This window comes from Shewanella sediminis HAW-EB3 (genome assembly GCF_000018025.1).
Classification (GTDB): Bacteria; Pseudomonadota; Gammaproteobacteria; order Enterobacterales; family Shewanellaceae; genus Shewanella; species Shewanella sediminis.
Window position 1 is genome coordinate 1,955,416 of sequence record NC_009831.1, and the last position, 17,855, is coordinate 1,973,270.

Annotated in this window: 14 protein-coding genes; 8 read left to right on the forward strand and 6 right to left on the reverse strand. The window is 45.2% G+C overall.

What is annotated here, in order from left to right:
- Nucleotides 1-182: 182 nt before the first annotated feature.
- On the forward strand, nucleotides 183-653 hold the full coding sequence (gene sixA, locus SSED_RS08465) for a phosphohistidine phosphatase SixA (RefSeq protein ID WP_041422054.1): 471 nt from the start codon (nucleotides 183-185) through the stop codon (nucleotides 651-653).
- Nucleotides 654-914: 261 nt separating this feature from the next.
- On the opposite strand, the gene smrB is transcribed toward sixA, so the two are convergent.
- Nucleotides 915-1,445 (reverse strand): endonuclease SmrB, encoded by a 531-nt coding sequence (smrB, locus tag SSED_RS08470; RefSeq protein ID WP_012141983.1) that lies wholly within the window; start codon nucleotides 1,443-1,445, stop codon nucleotides 915-917.
- A 175-nt stretch (nucleotides 1,446-1,620) separates the two neighbouring features.
- Between smrB and prmB the strand changes: the two genes are divergently transcribed.
- The 6 genes from prmB to SSED_RS08500 all read left to right on the forward strand — a co-directional run bounded on the left by prmB (nucleotide 1,621) and on the right by SSED_RS08500 (nucleotide 7,270).
- A complete protein-coding gene (gene prmB / locus SSED_RS08475; RefSeq protein ID WP_012141984.1) occupies nucleotides 1,621-2,565 on the forward strand; it encodes a 50S ribosomal protein L3 N(5)-glutamine methyltransferase in 945 nt (314 codons plus the stop codon).
- Nucleotides 2,566-2,713: 148 nt separating this feature from the next.
- The gene (aroC, locus tag SSED_RS08480; protein WP_012141985.1) at nucleotides 2,714-3,808 is read left to right on the forward strand and encodes a chorismate synthase; all 1,095 of its coding nucleotides are present in this window, start codon (nucleotides 2,714-2,716) and stop codon (nucleotides 3,806-3,808) included.
- A gap of 210 nt (nucleotides 3,809-4,018) precedes the next feature.
- Nucleotides 4,019-5,176, forward strand: a complete 1,158-nt coding sequence (locus SSED_RS08485) for an MFS transporter (protein WP_012141986.1) — start codon at nucleotides 4,019-4,021, stop codon at nucleotides 5,174-5,176.
- A gap of 85 nt (nucleotides 5,177-5,261) precedes the next feature.
- Nucleotides 5,262-6,386 carry an ATP-NAD kinase family protein gene (locus SSED_RS08490; protein WP_012141987.1) on the forward strand — a complete coding sequence of 375 codons (1,125 nt, stop codon included), beginning with the start codon at nucleotides 5,262-5,264 and terminating at the stop codon, nucleotides 6,384-6,386.
- Between the two features lie 64 nt (nucleotides 6,387-6,450).
- Nucleotides 6,451-6,720, forward strand: coding sequence for a YfcL family protein (locus tag SSED_RS08495; protein WP_012141988.1), 270 nt, complete (start codon nucleotides 6,451-6,453; stop codon nucleotides 6,718-6,720).
- 16 nt (nucleotides 6,721-6,736) lie between these two features.
- A complete protein-coding gene (locus SSED_RS08500) occupies nucleotides 6,737-7,270 on the forward strand; it encodes an RNA methyltransferase (RefSeq protein ID WP_012141989.1) in 534 nt (177 codons plus the stop codon).
- 96 nt (nucleotides 7,271-7,366) lie between these two features.
- Here the strand turns inward: SSED_RS08500 and mnmC1 are convergent, their stop codons facing one another.
- Nucleotides 7,367-9,445 carry an FAD-dependent 5-carboxymethylaminomethyl-2-thiouridine(34) oxidoreductase MnmC1 gene (mnmC1, locus tag SSED_RS08505; protein WP_223295961.1) on the reverse strand — a complete coding sequence of 693 codons (2,079 nt, stop codon included), beginning with the start codon at nucleotides 9,443-9,445 and terminating at the stop codon, nucleotides 7,367-7,369.
- Nucleotides 9,446-9,615: 170 nt separating this feature from the next.
- Here mnmC1 and fabB point away from each other — a divergent pair, with 170 nt between their 5' ends.
- Nucleotides 9,616-10,827 (forward strand): beta-ketoacyl-ACP synthase I, encoded by a 1,212-nt coding sequence (fabB, locus tag SSED_RS08510; protein WP_012141991.1) that lies wholly within the window; start codon nucleotides 9,616-9,618, stop codon nucleotides 10,825-10,827.
- Between the two features lie 275 nt (nucleotides 10,828-11,102).
- On the opposite strand, the gene SSED_RS08515 is transcribed toward fabB, so the two are convergent.
- Genes SSED_RS08515 through SSED_RS08530 form a run of 4 tightly spaced genes read right to left on the reverse strand, consistent with a single transcriptional unit; the run spans nucleotide 11,103 to nucleotide 17,675 of the window.
- A complete protein-coding gene (locus SSED_RS08515) occupies nucleotides 11,103-12,125 on the reverse strand; it encodes a GGDEF domain-containing response regulator (protein ID WP_150104320.1) in 1,023 nt (340 codons plus the stop codon).
- Complete coding sequence (locus SSED_RS08520; protein WP_012141993.1) at nucleotides 12,125-12,706, reverse strand: chemotaxis protein CheB; 582 nt, start codon at nucleotides 12,704-12,706, stop codon at nucleotides 12,125-12,127. The genes SSED_RS08515 and SSED_RS08520 overlap by 1 nt, the downstream gene beginning before the upstream one ends.
- Nucleotides 12,707-12,709: 3 nt before the next feature.
- Nucleotides 12,710-13,549, reverse strand: a complete 840-nt coding sequence (locus tag SSED_RS08525) for a CheR family methyltransferase (protein WP_012141994.1) — start codon at nucleotides 13,547-13,549, stop codon at nucleotides 12,710-12,712.
- Between the two features lies 1 nt (nucleotide 13,550).
- Nucleotides 13,551-17,675 carry a response regulator gene (locus SSED_RS08530; protein ID WP_012141995.1) on the reverse strand — a complete coding sequence of 1,375 codons (4,125 nt, stop codon included), beginning with the start codon at nucleotides 17,673-17,675 and terminating at the stop codon, nucleotides 13,551-13,553.
- Nucleotides 17,676-17,855 lie beyond the last annotated feature (180 nt).

The following is a 17,855-nucleotide window of genomic DNA, read 5'->3' on the forward strand; positions in this document are numbered from 1 at the left end:
GTAAGCTCTGAAACGAGCATTTTGAAGTAGCTTGGATATATATATTGGTCTCCTTATCAGGCTTTGGCAAATGTCTCTGCGTCTATTCGACTAATTAATAACTTATTTTTGGTTTGTCCTAACTGTGTTTAAGGCTACAATTGGCGTATAAAGAGATAAGAAAAATGAGTAGCGAGAGTAGTATGCAGCTATTTTTAATGCGACATGGTGAAGCTAGTTATCTTGCTCATTCAGACAGAGAACGGGTACTTACCGAGACCGGGCGTTACCACACCTCACTGATGAGTAACTGGTTGGCGAGAACGGTTATGGAGTTCGATCTTGTATTGGTCAGCCCCTATCTGAGAGCTCAACAGAGCTGGCAGGAGGTCAGTAAACACTTTCCTGAGCCCAGAAAGTGGTTAGTGCTCGACGAATTAGTTCCCTCAGGTGATCCCTGTACGGCGGCCGATCTGACCCTTGCTTATGCCGAACAATACAAGGCTGACAAGGTGTTAGTGATTGCTCACATGCCTTTATTGGGTTACATGGTCAGCGAGTTAGTGGCGGGAACTGAGCCCCCTCTGTTTGCGACTTCCGGTTTGACCTTAATCGACAAACATGCTGAGCAAGCTTCATTAGTCTGGCAGCATAATCCACACACAGTAAGTTAATGCTGAGCTACGAGCGTTATTGCTGGGGTGAGATATTCTCTATGTAGGAGCAGCTTTAGCCGCGAATGTTTTGGAGCAACGAGCATCCAGTTTCATCTGTCATCCCGGCGAGCTTTTGGCCGGGATCTGACCTCCATGGTCTTAAGCGTTCCCTACGCTTCAAAGACATTTCCCATGTCCCTATGGGTCAGTGGAGGAAATGCCTAAACTGGTATGGAACCAGTTGGGTAGACCTCCATGGTCTCAAGCGTTCCATACGCTCTACCTTCTGTAAGGCACATCGCCGATATCGATTAGTACCAAAAGAGCCGCATCGCCACCCCATTCTTTAGGGGCTTTATGAAAAGCCATCACATGAGGATGCTGGGCTAACCACATGGGAATATTCTGCTTCAGGATGCCGGTACCATGTCCGTGCATCACGCAGCAGCAATGGGATTGTTGCCTTATGCATGCCTGGATCAATGCAGCCAGTTCAAGTTTAGCTTCAGATTGCCGCATACCATGGAGGTCGAGTAACAAGTCCGGCTGGTAATCGCCCCGACGTAATCGTTTTACCTCAAAGCTGTCGACATCATCTCGATTCCAGCGCATGGCGCCTTCATCGGGAAGGTGGGGCTGATAAGTATCTGAAAAATAACTGTCAGCGTGTAGCTGTTGCTCTTTCTCTTCTATCTGCTTTTTATCTTTTGAATGTACTCGAAAATGACGCTTATCCTGCTTCAAGGGTTTGATCCCTTCAGTTAGCGTCGAAAACAGATCTTGATCTTCGGTGTTATTTTTCTTCTTCATATCTCAATTTACTGGTCTGGTCTGTCGATTTGAACGTCGTAGCTTTGCTTGATTAAGCAACTATTAGCAACGATTGAGTCAAATCATAGTGATTCTCCCTCTATTTTATTGAATCCGATGCCATATGAATAGAGTTCAGTTACAATGAGGCGGAATTATCATGCTGGAGTGAGTTTTGGATAAGATTTTTGTAGATGAAGCTGTGACTGAATTGCGTACGATTGGTGACATGCTGCGCTGGGCTGTGAGTCGTTTTAACGATGCCAATATTTATTATGGTCATGGAACCGATAATGCGTGGGATGAAGCGATTGCGCTGGTCTTTCATGCCCTACATCTGCCTGAAGATATTGGGCAGCAAGTTATACATTCAAATCTCACCAGCTCAGAAAAACATAAGATAGTAGAGCTTATCATTCGCCGGGTCAGAGAACGTTTACCCGTACCATACCTGACTAATAAAGCGATGTTTGCTGGATTGCAGTTCTACGTCGATGAGCGTGTTCTTGTTCCTCGCTCTCCGATTGCAGAGATGATAGCGAACCGTTTCAGCCCTTGGTTATACAATAAGTCGGTTAACCGCGTACTCGATCTGTGTACGGGAAGTGCTTGTATCGCTATTGCCTGCGCCTATGAGTTTGATGAAGCGGAAGTCGATGCATTAGATATCAGCACCGATGCCCTTGAGGTAGCTCAAATAAACGTAGAGTCCTTAGGGGTGATGGACAGAGTCTTCCCAATGGAATCAGATATCTTCTCTGCGATACCTAAAGGTCCTCATTATGACCTTATCGTATCAAACCCACCTTATGTCGATGCAGAAGATATCGGTGATATGCCGGATGAGTTCCACCATGAGCCAGAGGTCGGCTTAGCATCAGGCAGAGATGGATTGGATCTGACTAAACGAATTTTGGCTAATGCCAGTGACTACCTGACTGAAGAGGGCTTACTGGTTGTTGAAGTCGGTAACTCTATGGTTCACCTTATCGAGCAATTCCCTGATGTCCCCTTCACTTGGGTAAGCTTCGAACATGGCGGAGACGGTGTGTTTGTGTTGACTCGTGATCAGCTAGTTGAAAATGAATCACTTTTCGCCATCTATAAAGATAGTGAATAATCGGCACTGAGTCATACTGGTGATAAAAAAGGCTAACGAATATGTTAGCCTTTTTTAATTCTGTTACTCAAAGCCCATTTGGGCTAATCTCAGATGGTGTATTAAATTCAGAGTATTTTCATAACTAGCTAAAAGGTGAAGAAAACGGATGTCCGGAAACAGTATTGGTCAGAATTTTGTGGTTACAACATTTGGTGAGAGCCACGGAAAAGCATTAGGGTGCATAATTGATGGATGCCCTCCCGGACTCGAGCTCAATGAGGCCGATATGCAGCGCGATCTTGACCGTAGACGTCCAGGTACTTCCCGCTATACGACGGCAAGGCGTGAACCTGACGAAGTGCGCGTACTTTCGGGGATCTTCGAAGGGAAAACCACCGGCACCTCTATCGGCTTGATGATCGAAAATACCGATCAGCGCAGCAAAGATTATTCGAATATTAAAGACCTTTTCCGTCCCGGACACGCCGATTATACCTACCAGCAAAAGTATGGCCTGCGCGATTACCGCGGAGGCGGACGTTCATCGGCTCGTGAAACCGCGATGCGTGTGGCTGCAGGCGCAGTGGCCAAAAAATACCTTAAACAAGTTCATGGTATTGAAATTAACGGCTACCTGTCTCAACTCGGCCCGATAAAGGCCGACACCGTGGATTTTTCTCAGATTGAACAAAATGCTTTTTTCTTTCCTGATGAGTCTAAGCTCGATGAACTTGATGAATATATGCGTAAGCTGATCAAAAGTGGCGACTCCATCGGTGCTAAAGTCAGCGTGGTCGCAACGGGTGTTCCCGTTGGGCTAGGAGAGCCGGTATTTGACAGGCTCGACGCCGAAATCGCCCATGCCCTGATGGGGATTAATGCCGTAAAGGGCGTCGAGATTGGTGATGGTTTCGGGGTGGTCAATCAGAAGGGGTCGGAACACAGAGATTTGATGTCACCCGAAGGTTTTGCCTCTAATCATGCTGGCGGCATTTTAGGTGGAATATCTTCCGGTCAGCCCATTGTTGCCCACATAGCGATGAAGCCGACCTCAAGTATCAGTATTCCGGGTGAAAGTATGACGGCGCAAGGCGATGTCGCCGAAGTCGTCACTAAAGGCCGCCACGATCCCTGCGTCGGTATACGCGCGGTACCGATCGCCGAGGCCATGCTGGCGATTGTATTAATGGATCACCTGTTACGCCACAGAGCGCAGAATATGGATGTAAATAGTCAGACACCAGAGATAGGGATGCGTTAACGCTTTTACTCTCTGCTTAAGGGCTACACTCTCGATTGAAGGCGCATCTTGCGCCTTTTTTTATGCCTTTTATAAGAGTTAACCCATGGAGCAGTTTCAGAGTAGCAGTTAATGAGCTTGCCTCATAAACGCTAAATTTTTGTTGAGCGCTCACATCTTTATACCGATTGGTATAAAATAGAGTCGCCCTCAATATTTAGAATAAAATCAATGAATCAATCCGCTAACGTTAGCACGCAGTTGCGTTGGATCAGCGCCTGCTATTTCTTCTTCTTTGCCATTCTCGGCGTGATGGTGCCTTATCTGGGTGTCTTCTTTGAGAACCGCGGTTTTAATCCTCAGGAGATAGGCTTCTTGCTGGCCATTTTGATGGCCACTCGCATCATTGCACCGAATGTTTGGGCCATGGTGGCGGATAAAACGGGCATGCGTTCTCAGCTGGTTAAGTGGGGGGCCGCAGCTGCTGCCGTCAGCTATTTAAGTTTTTTTCATGATGGCAGTTTCACCTATTTAGCCATCAGCCTCAGCATTTACACTTTTTTCTGGAATGCCATTTTAGCCCAGCTTGAGGTGATAACGCTGGAAACCTTAGGCGAAAATACCTCACGTTACGGCTCCATTCGCAGCTTCGGCAGTTTAGGTTATCTGGTGTTTGTTGTGAGTGTCGGTTTTGCAATCAGTCTGTGGGGGACCGAGATTTTACCCTACATCGGCATGCTGCTATTTGTCGGCTTACTGATCAGTGCTTTACCTCTGCCGTCAGACAGGGTGGTGGTCAAACATCAAGCCGAAAAGCCAAAACTGAAAATTGATCGGGCCATATTCTGGTTTCTTGTCTCGGCTATCTTGTTACAGATGAGTGCCGGGCCGTTTTATGGTTTTTTCGTACTCTATCTGAAGCAGTCCGGTTACAGCGAGGCCATCGCGGGGATCTATGTTGCATTCGGTGTGTTAGCAGAAATTCTTATGTTTATGCTGGCGCCCAGACTACTGGGTCGCTTCGGGGTAAACAGATTATTGATCATCAGCCTGGGCTTCACGGGTCTGCGGTGGTTATTGATGGCATTTTGTGTCGATAATTTTCTGTTGCTGGGTGTGAGTCAGCTCCTGCACGCGTTTACGTTTGGCTTAGTGCATGCCGCCTCCATTCAATTTGTGCATGGCTACTTCGATATCAGCCATCGCAGTAAAGGTCAGGCTCTGTATGCCAGTTTAAGCTTTGGTGTCGGTGGAGCAATGGGTACCTGGCTCTGTGGTATGATCTGGGGCGATGGAAGTGGGGCTTCACTGGCGTGGGTTGCTGCGGCAGCCTGTGCATTTCTGGCTATGCTGGCTATCTTTTTTATCCCTAAAAAGGTTAAGCATTAAGTCATCTGACATGGTGAGAGCAGCACATAGCCATTGAACTCTGATACTAAGAGCGTGCTATCAAATATTTGTACAAGGACAAGTAATGACAAGTCGGTTTCGTTTAGGTTTGATTATTAACCCTTTAGCGGGTCTGGGGGGGAGCGTTGCGCTTAAAGGCAGTGACGGAGTTGCCATGGAGGCGATAGCTAAGGGAGCCAAGCCTAAGGCTCACCTGCGCATGCAGCAGGCCCTCGAGGTGATCTTACCGTACCGGGATGAGGTTGAAATTATCACGGCCTCCGGCCCTATGGGCGAAGCCTTAGCATTGCAGATGGGCTTTCATGTTCGAGTCGTGCATGAGGTGGGTGATGAAACGCAGGCTGAAGATACCCAGGCCGTGGTTAAAGTCCTACTCAATGAAACATTAGATCTCTTACTGTTTGCCGGTGGCGATGGGACGGCGCGCGATATCTTTGCTGTAGCCCATGACGACATGCCTGTGCTTGGTGTACCTGCCGGAGTCAAAATACATTCGGGGGTATATGGCATCACTCCTCATGCGTCGGGCATGGTGGTCAAGATGTTGCTCGATGGCGAGCTTGTGAGTCTGATGGATGCCGATGTGATGGATATTGATGAGGTCGCTTTTCGGGAAGGGGTGGTTAAGGCGCGCCGCTTTGGTGAGATGTTAGTGCCTGCCGAGCCCAGATATATACAGGCCGTTAAGATGGGCGGAATAGAGAGCGATGAGCTGGTGCTCGCCGATATCGCTGCCGAAGTGATTGAGAGCATGGATGAGGAGCTTTTCATCATGGGCTCGGGCAGTACGGTCGCAGCGGTGATGGCCGAGCTTAATCTTGATAACACCTTACTGGGTGTCGATCTTATTAAATCTAATCAGCTTCTGGGATCAGATTTGACGACTGTGCAGCTCATAGAAATGACGGATGAGTTACCGACTAAGTTAGTGATAACCCTTATCGGTGGGCAGGGGCATATTCTGGGGAGAGGCAATCAACAGCTGTCACCACAACTGGTCAGGCGGATTGGAAAAGAGAATATTATTATTCTGGCGACAAAAACTAAGTTAAAAGCACTTGAAGGCAGGCCGTTAATTGTGGATAGTGGCGACCCTGAATTGGATCGCGAACTATGTGGCTACTACCGGTTGATCACTGGCTATCATGATTATGTGATGTATCAGGTCGCAAATCCGGATTTAGATTGAGTCGCAATTGACCAAAGAACAAATTTGTTTTAAATCAAAATTACACTAAATGAGTGGAGTGGGTATGTTAGAGAAGTATGAGCTGGCGACAGAAAATTGGATCTCAAGCATCGTTGAACAGGGTGATGATGATGCGCTTTTCGCCAGTGGTTACCTTCAAGGACATTTTGCGGTTGTCTTGTCTCAGCTGGAAGTTGAAGACGATCAGGGGTTCGATGCCCTTAATGAAAAGATGCAAGCCTGTCTGGTCCTGGCCAGAGAAGAGTTAGATGACAGAGATTATTCACTCGTTGAAAATGCCTGGTCTGAGTTAAGTAAAGTCATCAAGGCTTAATCGTTTGAGTAGTAAAATGAAACAAAGTTATGTCAGTATCGGGTTAGTTAACCCCAAGAGCCCGACTAATGTGGGTGGGATCATGCGCGCTGCGGGTTGTTACCGTGTTGATGAAGTATTCTACACCGGCAAGCGGTACCCGTTGGCCGCGAGTAATGGCACGGCGCAATACAATACCGATACCAAAGGGGCAGGTCAGCAGATCCCGCTAAGCGGTGTGGAGTCTTTGATAGATGCAGGTCCTGATGGCGTGAAGATTATTTGTGTCGACTTGGTTGAAGGTGCAATACCACTTCCTGAGTTTGAACATCCCGCGAAGGCCATCTACGTCTTCGGCCCCGAGGATGGCACCATAAGTCAGCAGGTGATCAACAGAGCCGATGCCGTTGTTTATGTCCCTACCGTCGGCTGTATGAATTTGGCCGCATCGGTCAATGTCTTGCTGTACGACAGGTTATCTAAGTCGGCTCAAACCATAGCCAATGACGATCTGATCAGAGAAAGCCGTGATACTAATAATCGAGTCAGAGTAAAAAATAAGAGTACATAGATAAGAGTACAGAAATAAACCCGGCTAATCAGCCGGGTTTTGTTTATCTGATACCGTGGCATACGAGAGTGCTTTATGAGCTAGAGGCTTTATGATTTAGAGCGCTTTGCCTTTGATGAGTTTTCTCATCCAAAAACGGTTGGGATTGAGCATTTCAAGCATAGGCATGCTAAGAGGAATTACCTCTCCACACAGCTGTGCAGCTAACGCCTCTGCCGCTAACGGGCCAGAGGTGAGACCCCTCGAGCCCAGCCCGCCGAGAATAAATAACCCCTTATGAGTCGGAGCGGGGGTCTCTTTCCAGAATTTAATGCTCTCCTTGGTATGCTGGTGCTGTTCATATTGAGCCAGCATCGAGTCGGTATCGGGAGCACACCCCATCATAGGTGCATGATCCCGGGTCACCATACGAACGCCGACCCGTGCACTGTGCCCGGTAATATCTACATCTTCAGTCCAGGGTTTATCGACATAGCTATGTCTGATTTTATGTAGGTTTTCTACCTGCTCTGTTGCGCAGTAATCGAGGTTTGTCGGGTTTTTCACATAACTGGCACCGGTACAGTGAAAGTTATTATTCCCCGGAGTCAGGTAACCGTGGGAGCAAAGCACAGTGCTCAGTTTGGTTAACGCATTTCGAGATGGAATATGGCTGACCTGTCCACGAAACCCTGTGGCGGGGAGCTTTTCGCTCTGCTTAAACTGAGTCAGTCCCTGACCATTGGCTAATACCAGATTGGCGAAGGGGCCGATTTCAAGCTCTTCTGAATCATCTGGCGTATGACTATCTGTACAAGAGTGTTGAACGTTCACACTCTTGTACAGATACCAGAGCCCCTCTCTTTGCTCTATGCGTGTAATGTCGGCATTAAACTCTACGCTGACATCGCTGAGCCGAGCCGCCTTATCGAACGCAGCACGGGTAAATTCGTGAGGACATATCCAGCCGCCTAGCGGGTAATAGATTCCGGCTTTATCGATATCTATCCCCGCTATTTGAGTGGCCGAGGCTGCATCTATGGGGTAAGCCATCTTCTCATTCCAGCTCTGACCATTAATGATCTTATCCAGTCGTGCGCTGCTGCGGTCATCGAAACCCGTTTGCAGTACGCCGCAAAAATCATAGGAGACAGCAAACTTGTCATCGACCAGCGCTTGCAGACGGCGGCGAGTAAATAGGTACCCCTGTTGAAAGTAGTGACTCAAATGACCGTTGTCTGGCGTGAGAAGGGGGTAGACGGCGCCCTGTTTATTACCGGACGCCTGCTGCGCAAAATTGGCATCACTACAAAAAATGCGTACCTTTTTATTGCGCTGAGCAAGCGAGAGCGCCAGATGTGTGCTGGCAACACCGCCGCCGATAATCGCGATCTCACCGTCACAATCCTCATCACCTTCATTGGCCGCAGAAACAGGGCAGTACTGAAACTTGTCTGATTGGGCGTGCCTTAACGCACGCCGTTCCTGTAGTGGGATAGCATCACTTGCCGTATCGAGGTTCTTATTTTCTGTTTGTTGCTGAGTCTCAGGTACTGTGGTTTCAGATACTGTGGTTTCTAAGGTCCGCAGACCGACGCTTCGTGCCAAAGCCATCATCTGCCGGGTCTCTTTGCTTTCGGGATCGGTAAAGGATAGTGCTGCATTATCGCGGCTTAATTTGGCTATCTGCCAGAGCATCGCTTGGTCGAGTGAGCCGGCTTTAACCTTTTCTGTGATGTTCCAGTGGGCGATAAGCGCCGAATTGTCCGTCATATCCCCTTTGACTGAAGTCGGTAAAATGCACTTAAGTTGACTCAGCGTGTCACCTAAATAGATATCGAGTATGACGCGGCCATCATCGAAGATAAGTCGCTGGCAGCCTTCGATAGCAACAATATCCGCTCGAAGTAGTGCCTCTACCATGGTCGATTGCTCATCGTCACGGGGGAGTCTTGGGTCAGGGGAGGTGAGTGAAGCAAGTTTTAGATTGAAATCGGCCAGAGCATCGAATTGTGATTCGAAAATTTTTATGTTTACGGCTCTCGAAGGGCTGTTTTTTCGTAAATAATGCCATAATGAGACTAGCTGGCACGGGCAACCTAAGCCCAATTGACCTAAAGTGAGAGTCTGGCTGGCATCGTTTTTGACGGGAAAAAGGGTGGAAATTGAGGATAAATGACCAGTTAACTTACTCATTTGCATATTTTCTTCATGTTCTTCAGTCAATGAATTTACTCTATGTCTCATATTAGGCATTATTTTACCCGTCTTTATGGAAAGCTGACCACTTAATTGCAATAAAAGCGATATTATAGCGGCAGCAAATTGGTACTAGACGTACTAAATGTACAGAATGGATAGGAATAATGAAAAGAGTCGTGATCACCGGACTTGGCGTCGTTTCAAGTATTGGTAACAACAAGCAAGAAGTCACTGAGTCACTAAAAGCTGGCCGCAGTGGTATCACTCATTCAGATCAGTTTGAGGAAATGAAGCTTCGCAGCCACGTCTGGGGCGACATCAAACTGGATCCTAAAGAACATATTGACCGTAAAGCATTGCGCTTTATGGGTAACGCGGCGGCATATGCCTATATCGCCATGGCTGAAGCCATCGAAGATGCCGGGCTAACCGAAGAGCAGTACTCCGACCCTCGAGTCGGTATTATTGCCGGTACTGGTGGCGCTTCATCTGCCAACCAGGTACAAGCTGCCGATACGCTACGTGAAAAGGGCGTTAAGCGTGTAGGTCCTTATATCGTACCTCGCATCATGTCGAGTACCTCGAGTGCTTGCTTGGCCACACCGTTTAAAATCAAGGGTATGAACTATTCAATAAGTTCAGCCTGTGCAACCAGTGCACACTGTATCGGCCATGCGGCCGAGCTTATCCAGATGGGTAAGCAAGATATGGTCTTTGCCGGTGGTTCTGAAGAGGTCGATTGGACCCTGACTATGGGTTTCGACGCCATGGGCGCGTTGTCGACTAAGTACAATGACACACCTGAAAAGGCGTCACGTACTTACGATGCTGACCGTGATGGTTTTGTTATCTCTGGTGGCGGCGGAATCGTTGTCGTCGAAGAGCTTGAGCATGCCTTAGCACGTGGTGCTAAAATTTATGCCGAAATCATTGGTTATGGCGCATCATCAGATGGCTATGACATGGTAGCACCATCGGGTGAAGGTGCGGTGCGTTGTATGCAGATGGCTCTTGCCGATGTCGATACGCCTATCGATTACATCAACACTCATGGTACATCGACGCCAGTTGGTGATATGCGTGAGCTTGAAGCGTTGCGTGAAACTTTCGGTGAAAACTTGCCGGCTATCGCATCGACTAAGTCTCTGACCGGTCACGCACTGGGTGCTGCAGGCGCTCATGAGGCTATCTACAGCTTGATCATGATGGAGGATAGCTTCATCGCACCGAGTATCAACATCGATAACCTGGATGAGAAAGCTGCCGGTATGCCGGTTGTGACTGAATACCGCGAAGCCGAGCTAAATACTGTGATGAGTAACAGTTTTGGTTTCGGTGGCACCAATGCCACTTTGGTTATGCGTAAGTATAAATAATTCGTACAAGTGCTTTCTATTTGAAAGTTGAGCAAAGTTGTTAGCCGCTAACGCGGCATAGAGAGGGAGCTTAGGCTCCCTTTTTTGTGTCCGGCTTTCTTGTTATAAACCGTTATGTCCACTCTCGTAATAAGGAGTGCTATGGACTGCTAAAAATGGACTTCTTGTTATAAACAGTTACGTCCTCTCTCGTAAAAAGAGTCCAGAGATGGGGATAAATTGACCTTATATCTGGTCATCTATTCGGATTGAATCCAAAACGAATCGATGCGCCACTACATGGCTAACGGCTGCTCTTTTCCGTATTTTAAAAGCTTTAATGTAGAACCGTTTCGGCCTCTCTTCTTCGATTCATACAAGGCTTCATCTACGGCTTTCATCAGAAATTTTGGGGTCAATTCACGCTTTGGTACTACAGAGCTAACACCGAAACTTGCAGTGACTTTGCTAAACTGTGTCTCGTGGGGAATATTCAAATTTTCAATAGCGATGCGGGCGCGCTCAGCAACCAACATTGCACCATCGCCATCGGTGTCTGGCAATATTACCGCAAACTCTTCACCGCCAATTCTTGCAATTTTATCTAAATGACGTATATCCATCGCTTGCAGCGCACTCGCAATAGTACGCAGGCAATCATCACCTTTATGGTGGCCATAGGTATCGTTATAGAGTTTAAAATGGTCTATATCTAACATTACCAGAGAAATAGGGTTTTGTGAGCGTGATGCACGTTGCCATTCTTCCAAGTAAATATCATCAAATTTACGACGATTATACAAACTCGTTAACCCATCCGTTGTAGACAACATAAGAAGCTGTTCATTGGTTTCTTCCAACTGCTGCTGCAGTTCTTCCAATTCGGCCAGTTTCTGATCGAACTCTAACGTTTTAAGCTTAAGTGCATGTTTTTGGTTGTATAAATCAACAAAAACACCAACCTTACTACGAAAAATACTCGCATTCAGTGGCTTCAATAAGTAATCCACTGCGCCCGCTTCGTACCCTTTGAAGATCAGTGCGTCGCCCCTGGATTCAGCCGTAACGAAAATAATTGGAATTTGTTTGGTTCTACTGTTTCCCCGCATTAATTCGGCGACTTCGTAACCATCCATATCTGGCATTTTTACGTCCAGTAGCACTAACGCAAAGTCATTATCTAACAAATGTGCCAAAGCCTCTTTACCAGAAGACGCTCTTATCAAATCCACATCAAAGTGCTCAAGTAACCGCTCTAATGTTATGAGGTTTTCGAGCTTATCATCGACAATCAATATATTTGGGTTGTTACTTTTCATTAGCATTCGCATATTTCATTTAAAAAATCGCCGATCACTTCCAGAGAAAGAATATGATCAACGCAACCAGTCTGTATTGCAGCAGCTGGCATAGCCTGTGCCTCAGAAGTTTCAATGGTTTGTACAACAGTTAAACCACCATGTTCTTTGATTTTTTTCAGCCCTAAAGCACCATCAGAATTGGCCCCGGTGAGTACGATACCAATGAGTTCCTTGCCAAAGTAATCTGCGGCACTTTCAAATAACACATCAATGGATGGCCTTGAAAAATTCACTGGTGGATCAATGGATAGTGCAACGCAACCATCATATTCAACCAATAAATGATAATTTGGTGGCGCAATATAAAAATAGCCTCGCTTGATTGGCTCTTTATCATCAGCTTCTTTAACAGTTAAAGCACACTTGTCTTCAAAGTGAGTCGCTAAATAACTTTGTGTATGTGGGCTAATATGCTGCACTAAAAGAATAGGTAAACAAAATGATGCTTTAAGCTGGCTAAGTACCTTTTCAACGGCTGCCAAACCTCCTGCGGACGCACCAATCACTACCGCTCGATAATGTGTACCATTACAGTTCATCAGTTATCCCTCTCTTTTTTTCCGGTAAATCTTTTCTCTTTCTGAAACTAACTCAAACTTAGATGCAACATCAGAAAATCGTAGACTTTCTTTAGAACCCAAACACAAAAATCCACCGGGAACCAGGCTTTCATAAAACAGGTTAAAGACTCTATTTTGTAGTTCACGGTTAAAATAGATAAGCACATTGCGACAAAATATTAAGTGCATCTCGCCAAAAACTCCATCGGTTGCCAGATTATGAGGCGAGAATAAAATTTTCTCTTTTAATTGTGATTTTATAATGACGCTATCGTAGTCCGCAGTGTAATAGTCTGATAATGATGTTGCGCCATTTGCCGCCTGGTAATTGGTCGTATATTGGCGTACCACATCCATGGGATAAATCCCATTTTTGGCTTTTTCTAATATGGCCTCATTAAAATCAGTGGCGTATAACTGTGTTCGCTCCCGCATTAAGGCCTCTTCAAGCATAATCGCCATCGAATATACTTCCTGTCCTGCCGAGCAGCCCGCATGCCACACTTTGACGAATGGATAAGTTTGTAAGTGAGGGAAAACTAATTCTCTGACTTTTTGATAAAACCAAGGGTCACGAAACATCTCAGTGACGTTAATGGACAAGTCCAATAACAGCTGCTCAAAAAAAGCTGGCTCATGTATCACCTTATGCTGCATGGATGAGTAATTTGTCATCCCTTCCCGGGCTCGTCGGTATTCTAGCCTTCTACGGGTATGTGCTACAGAATATTCTCTAAAATCATAACCATATTTACGGTAAATCGCTTCTAGCAAGAGTTGGATTTCTAGATATTCGTTCGCTGTTTTGTTCTCTTCAAACATATCAGTACAACCACACTCGTAACATAGATAGTAATTTATCGGTGTCGACCGGTTTAGCTAAATAATCACTGGCTCCAGCCTCAATACACTTACTTCGGTCACCTTTCATCGCTTTAGCTGTCAGGGCGATAATAGGTAGTTTCTTGTATTTACGTTTTTTACGGATCTCTTTCATTGCATCATAACCATCCATTTTTGGCATCATTATGTCCATTAAGATGAGGGCTATATCCGGATGTTGGTCCAATTTTTCGATACTTTCCAGACCATCACGACCAACAACGATTTCAATACCTTTGTCTTCTAAAATGCTTGATAACGCAAAAACATTGCGCATATCATCATCGACTAACAAGATTTTCTTACCAGCCAACACGGTTTCTTTATCATGCACGGCTTTCAACATACCCCGTTGCTCTGCCGGCAGGCGAGACTCTACTCGATGTAAAAAGAGGGCTGACTCGTCTAACAGGCGCTCTGGCGATTTAACCCCTTTAATTATGATGCTTTCCGCATAACGGCTGAGCTCTTTCTCTTCGTCTACGGTTAACTCTCGGCCCGTATAGACGATAATCGGTACTCTGGCTGCTGAATCACTGCGTCGAATTTTATCGAGCAACTCAAATCCGGATAGATCTTCAAGGCCTAAGTCTAAGATCATACAGTCGTATCGATTTGTCTCTAGCTCTTGTAGCGCTTGTTTTCCTGTTGCCACGCCGACAATGTGAATATCACCTTCACCCAGTAACTGGCGAATACTCTCCCTTTGAATTTCGTCATCTTCGACAATCAGTAATTTCTTAACTGACTTAGCAATTATCTCCTCAATATCGCCAAACGTTTTATTCAGTTTGTTCAGGTCTACCGGCTTAGTTAGATAGCCAATTGCTCCCATTCTCATTGCATCGAGATTATTATCGCTCGCCGACATGAAGTGCACTGGTATATGGCGTAACTCTGAGTTTTCTTTGAGTCGCTCCATCACTGTCCAACCATCAATACCGGGTAGCCCAATATCTAAAATAATGGCACTCGGTTTATAATAATCGGCGAAATGTAATCCTGTTTCGCCTGTTTCAGCGACAATACACTTAAAGCCTCTTTCGCGGCCAAAATCACGCATCACACCGGCAAAGGCGCGGTCATCTTCAATAATCAGCAAAGTTTGATCTTCGGCGGCAATCGATAACCTGTCGTCATCGATATAACTTTCGTCTTTTACGTTTAGCTTTACACTAGGGATTGCAGCCGCTTGGGATATCAGCTGTAGATCTGTGTTTTCTGCCTGTTTATTAGTGTTAATATCGGCATCACTTTTAACTTGGCTATTTAGTGGTTGCAGCTCTTCTGGTTCTAGTGCCCTTTTTTCCATGATAGGAATACCAAAAATGCTCTTATCAGCTTCTTCATCTTTGGGTTGAAACTCAAGAGGCAGCACAACGGTAAACGCACAACCTTTGCCTTCGTCACTTTTCAGTAAAATAGTCCCACCTAATAGATGAGTAAGCTCTTTAGATATCGATAATCCTAGACCTGTGCCGCCATATTTTCGACTTGTACTACCGTCAGCCTGTTGGAACGCTTGGAAGATGCCTAATTGCTTCTCTTTTTTAATTCCTATTCCGTCATCTTTTACCGTAAAGGCGACTAATGATTGTTTAGGCTGTTGCATGCGTGCTGCAACTTCATTTGTTGGCTGAGTAATGCTAAGAGTTACTGCGCCTTCATGGGTAAATTTAAACGCATTGGTTAGTAGATTGCGCAAGATTTGTTGTAATCGCAACGAGTCAGTTTTGATCTCATTCGGCAGATCGGCTGCAAGAGCAATATCGAAATACAGTCCTTTATCAACAGCGATATCCTGGTATAAGCGATTAATATCTTGCTCTATCTCTTGAAAGCTCACATCTTCAATTTGCAGTTCGACCTTACCCGCTTCAACCTTGGACAGATCCAAAACTTCATTGATTAGCGATAGCAGATCAGATCCAGATGAGTTAATGGCTTTGGCTGATTCAATCTGTTTATCATTTAAGTTGCCCGCTTTGTTACTGGCAAGTAGCTGGGATAAAATGAGAATACTGTTGAGTGGGGTCCTCAGTTCATGGGACATATTCGCTAAAAATTCAGATTTGTACTTACTTGCGCTTGCTAACTCTTTCGCTTTTTCTTCCACGACATTTTGAGCTAAATGCAGTTGATCATTTTTCCCCTGCATCTCAACTTGCTGCTCTTCCAGTGCTTTAGTTCGCTCTTCCAGCTCTTCGTTAGTAACGCGAAGTTCTTCCTGTTGAGCTTGTAGCTCAGCTTCTGACTCTTTAAGCACTTTGGTTTGCTCTTCCAGCTCCTCATTGGTGACTCGTAACTCTTCTTGTTGGTTTTGCAATGCTTGTTCAGATTCTTTCAAGCCATCATTGGCTTTACTTAGGTTCTCTTGTTGTTTTTGCGCTTGTTCTAATAATGTACGAATGACTAAGCGAGCATTTGCAGCATCAAAAAGTATGGCGGCACTATTAATCACATCCTTTACAAATTGCTTTTGCAGTGAGGTAAAAGGTGCCGTTGAGCCAAGTAGCACTACGCCAACGAGATGACCATCCACAATTAAGGGGACCGACATAAAGCTCTTTAAGCTTGTTTCTCCAACACCATAGTTTAATGTGGGGGCAGCATGAGTCATGTCAGAGAATATAATGGTCTCCTGTTCCAATGCTGCTTGCCCTACCATGCCCTCCCCAAGTGCAAGTTGGTTGAAATTGCCTTGTCTGTCCGTAAAGCAATAACTGGCTCTGAGGTGTAATTTTTCCTCTTCAAATAGGTATAAGGCCCCTAGCTGACAACCCATATGTTTAGTAAAGAAATTAATAAACAAGCTGGAGAGTTCTGATAGCTCAATGTCACCACGTAATTTATCATCTAACCCTTCTTTACCTGACTTAATCCAATCAAGCTCACGCAGTTGTACGGCCATACCATTTAAGGCAATACCAAGATCACCAAGTTCATCTTTACGTTGTAAGGTCAATTTTGAACTTAAGGTGCCAGCAGAGATATCTTTGGCAAACTTCATCGATTCAATAAGTGGCTCTGTGACTGAACGAGAAAATTTCACGGCTACAAATATCACTAATAAAATCAATGCAGCAGTTGCCACTATCACTGCTTGATAAAGCGATGTAATAGGGTGGGTAACTTCATCTTCATTGATTTTTGAAATTAGAAACCATTGATACCCTGGTACATTGAGTTGATTAAAAACGACTAAAACAGGATGGCCTGAACTATCAACATAGGTATCTTTTCCCCCACTGGTGCCAGCATCTATCGCATCGTTCCAATAATCTAAATCCTTTTCAAAGCGATACCCTACGCGATAGCTGCCATTGCCCATCGTAGTAATATCGCTACGTAACTCTATTTGGCTATCTTGGTTATCTAATCCAATAATGTATGACTCACCCGTTGCCCCCATTCCAATCCGTGAATTGACAATATCATTGATTAAATCGGGTAGAATTCTCACTGCTATTACGGCAGTCATTTCACCATTACTGTTCCAAATAGGGCTGGATAAGTAAGCATTTTGCTGACGCTTCGATTCGTCGTTTACGTTAAATACGCCAAAGTCTGAAAAAATGGGCTTGCGGGTATTCATTGTTTTTGACCAAGCCTGCTTGAGAGCCGGATCACCGGTATATTCACTGAGCTTGATTCCAACCCGGTTTCTATTAGTTAATGAATAAAGTAATTCTCCTGATTCAGGCTTAAGAATAACCAGATCATCGTAGCCATAATCGTCTACAAAGGAGGTAAAAAAGGGATCGTAACGGGAAGCTATGATAGAGGGTAATATTTCGTGTTCACTACCCACCTGTTCTATAAATTCACTAAGTTGTCCCGTATGAGCTAATGTATCTAACCCAGATAAGCGTTCGCGGAAAAAATCATCGATAGCAGAGATTCTCAATGACTGTATTGAACTGAGCCCTTGATATGATTTTTCAATCAGTGCTTCTGAGCTCAATCGACTGCTATGAATTGCGACTGCAATCATAGGTAAAATACCAAATATAAGTAACAATCCAAGCATTTTGGGACGAAGACGAATGTCTGCGAATTTGAGCATTAACACACCTGATTAGACCATAAGTTTTTATTAATATGACTTTCTACTAAGTCGCTGACTTACTCAACTCTTTAACAAGATAACTTTGACCTTAATCTGTTTTTTAAATAAAAATAAAGAATTAAACATAAATTCAAAAATAAACAGATTAAAAGGTGATTGAAAAAATGAAAGGATTTG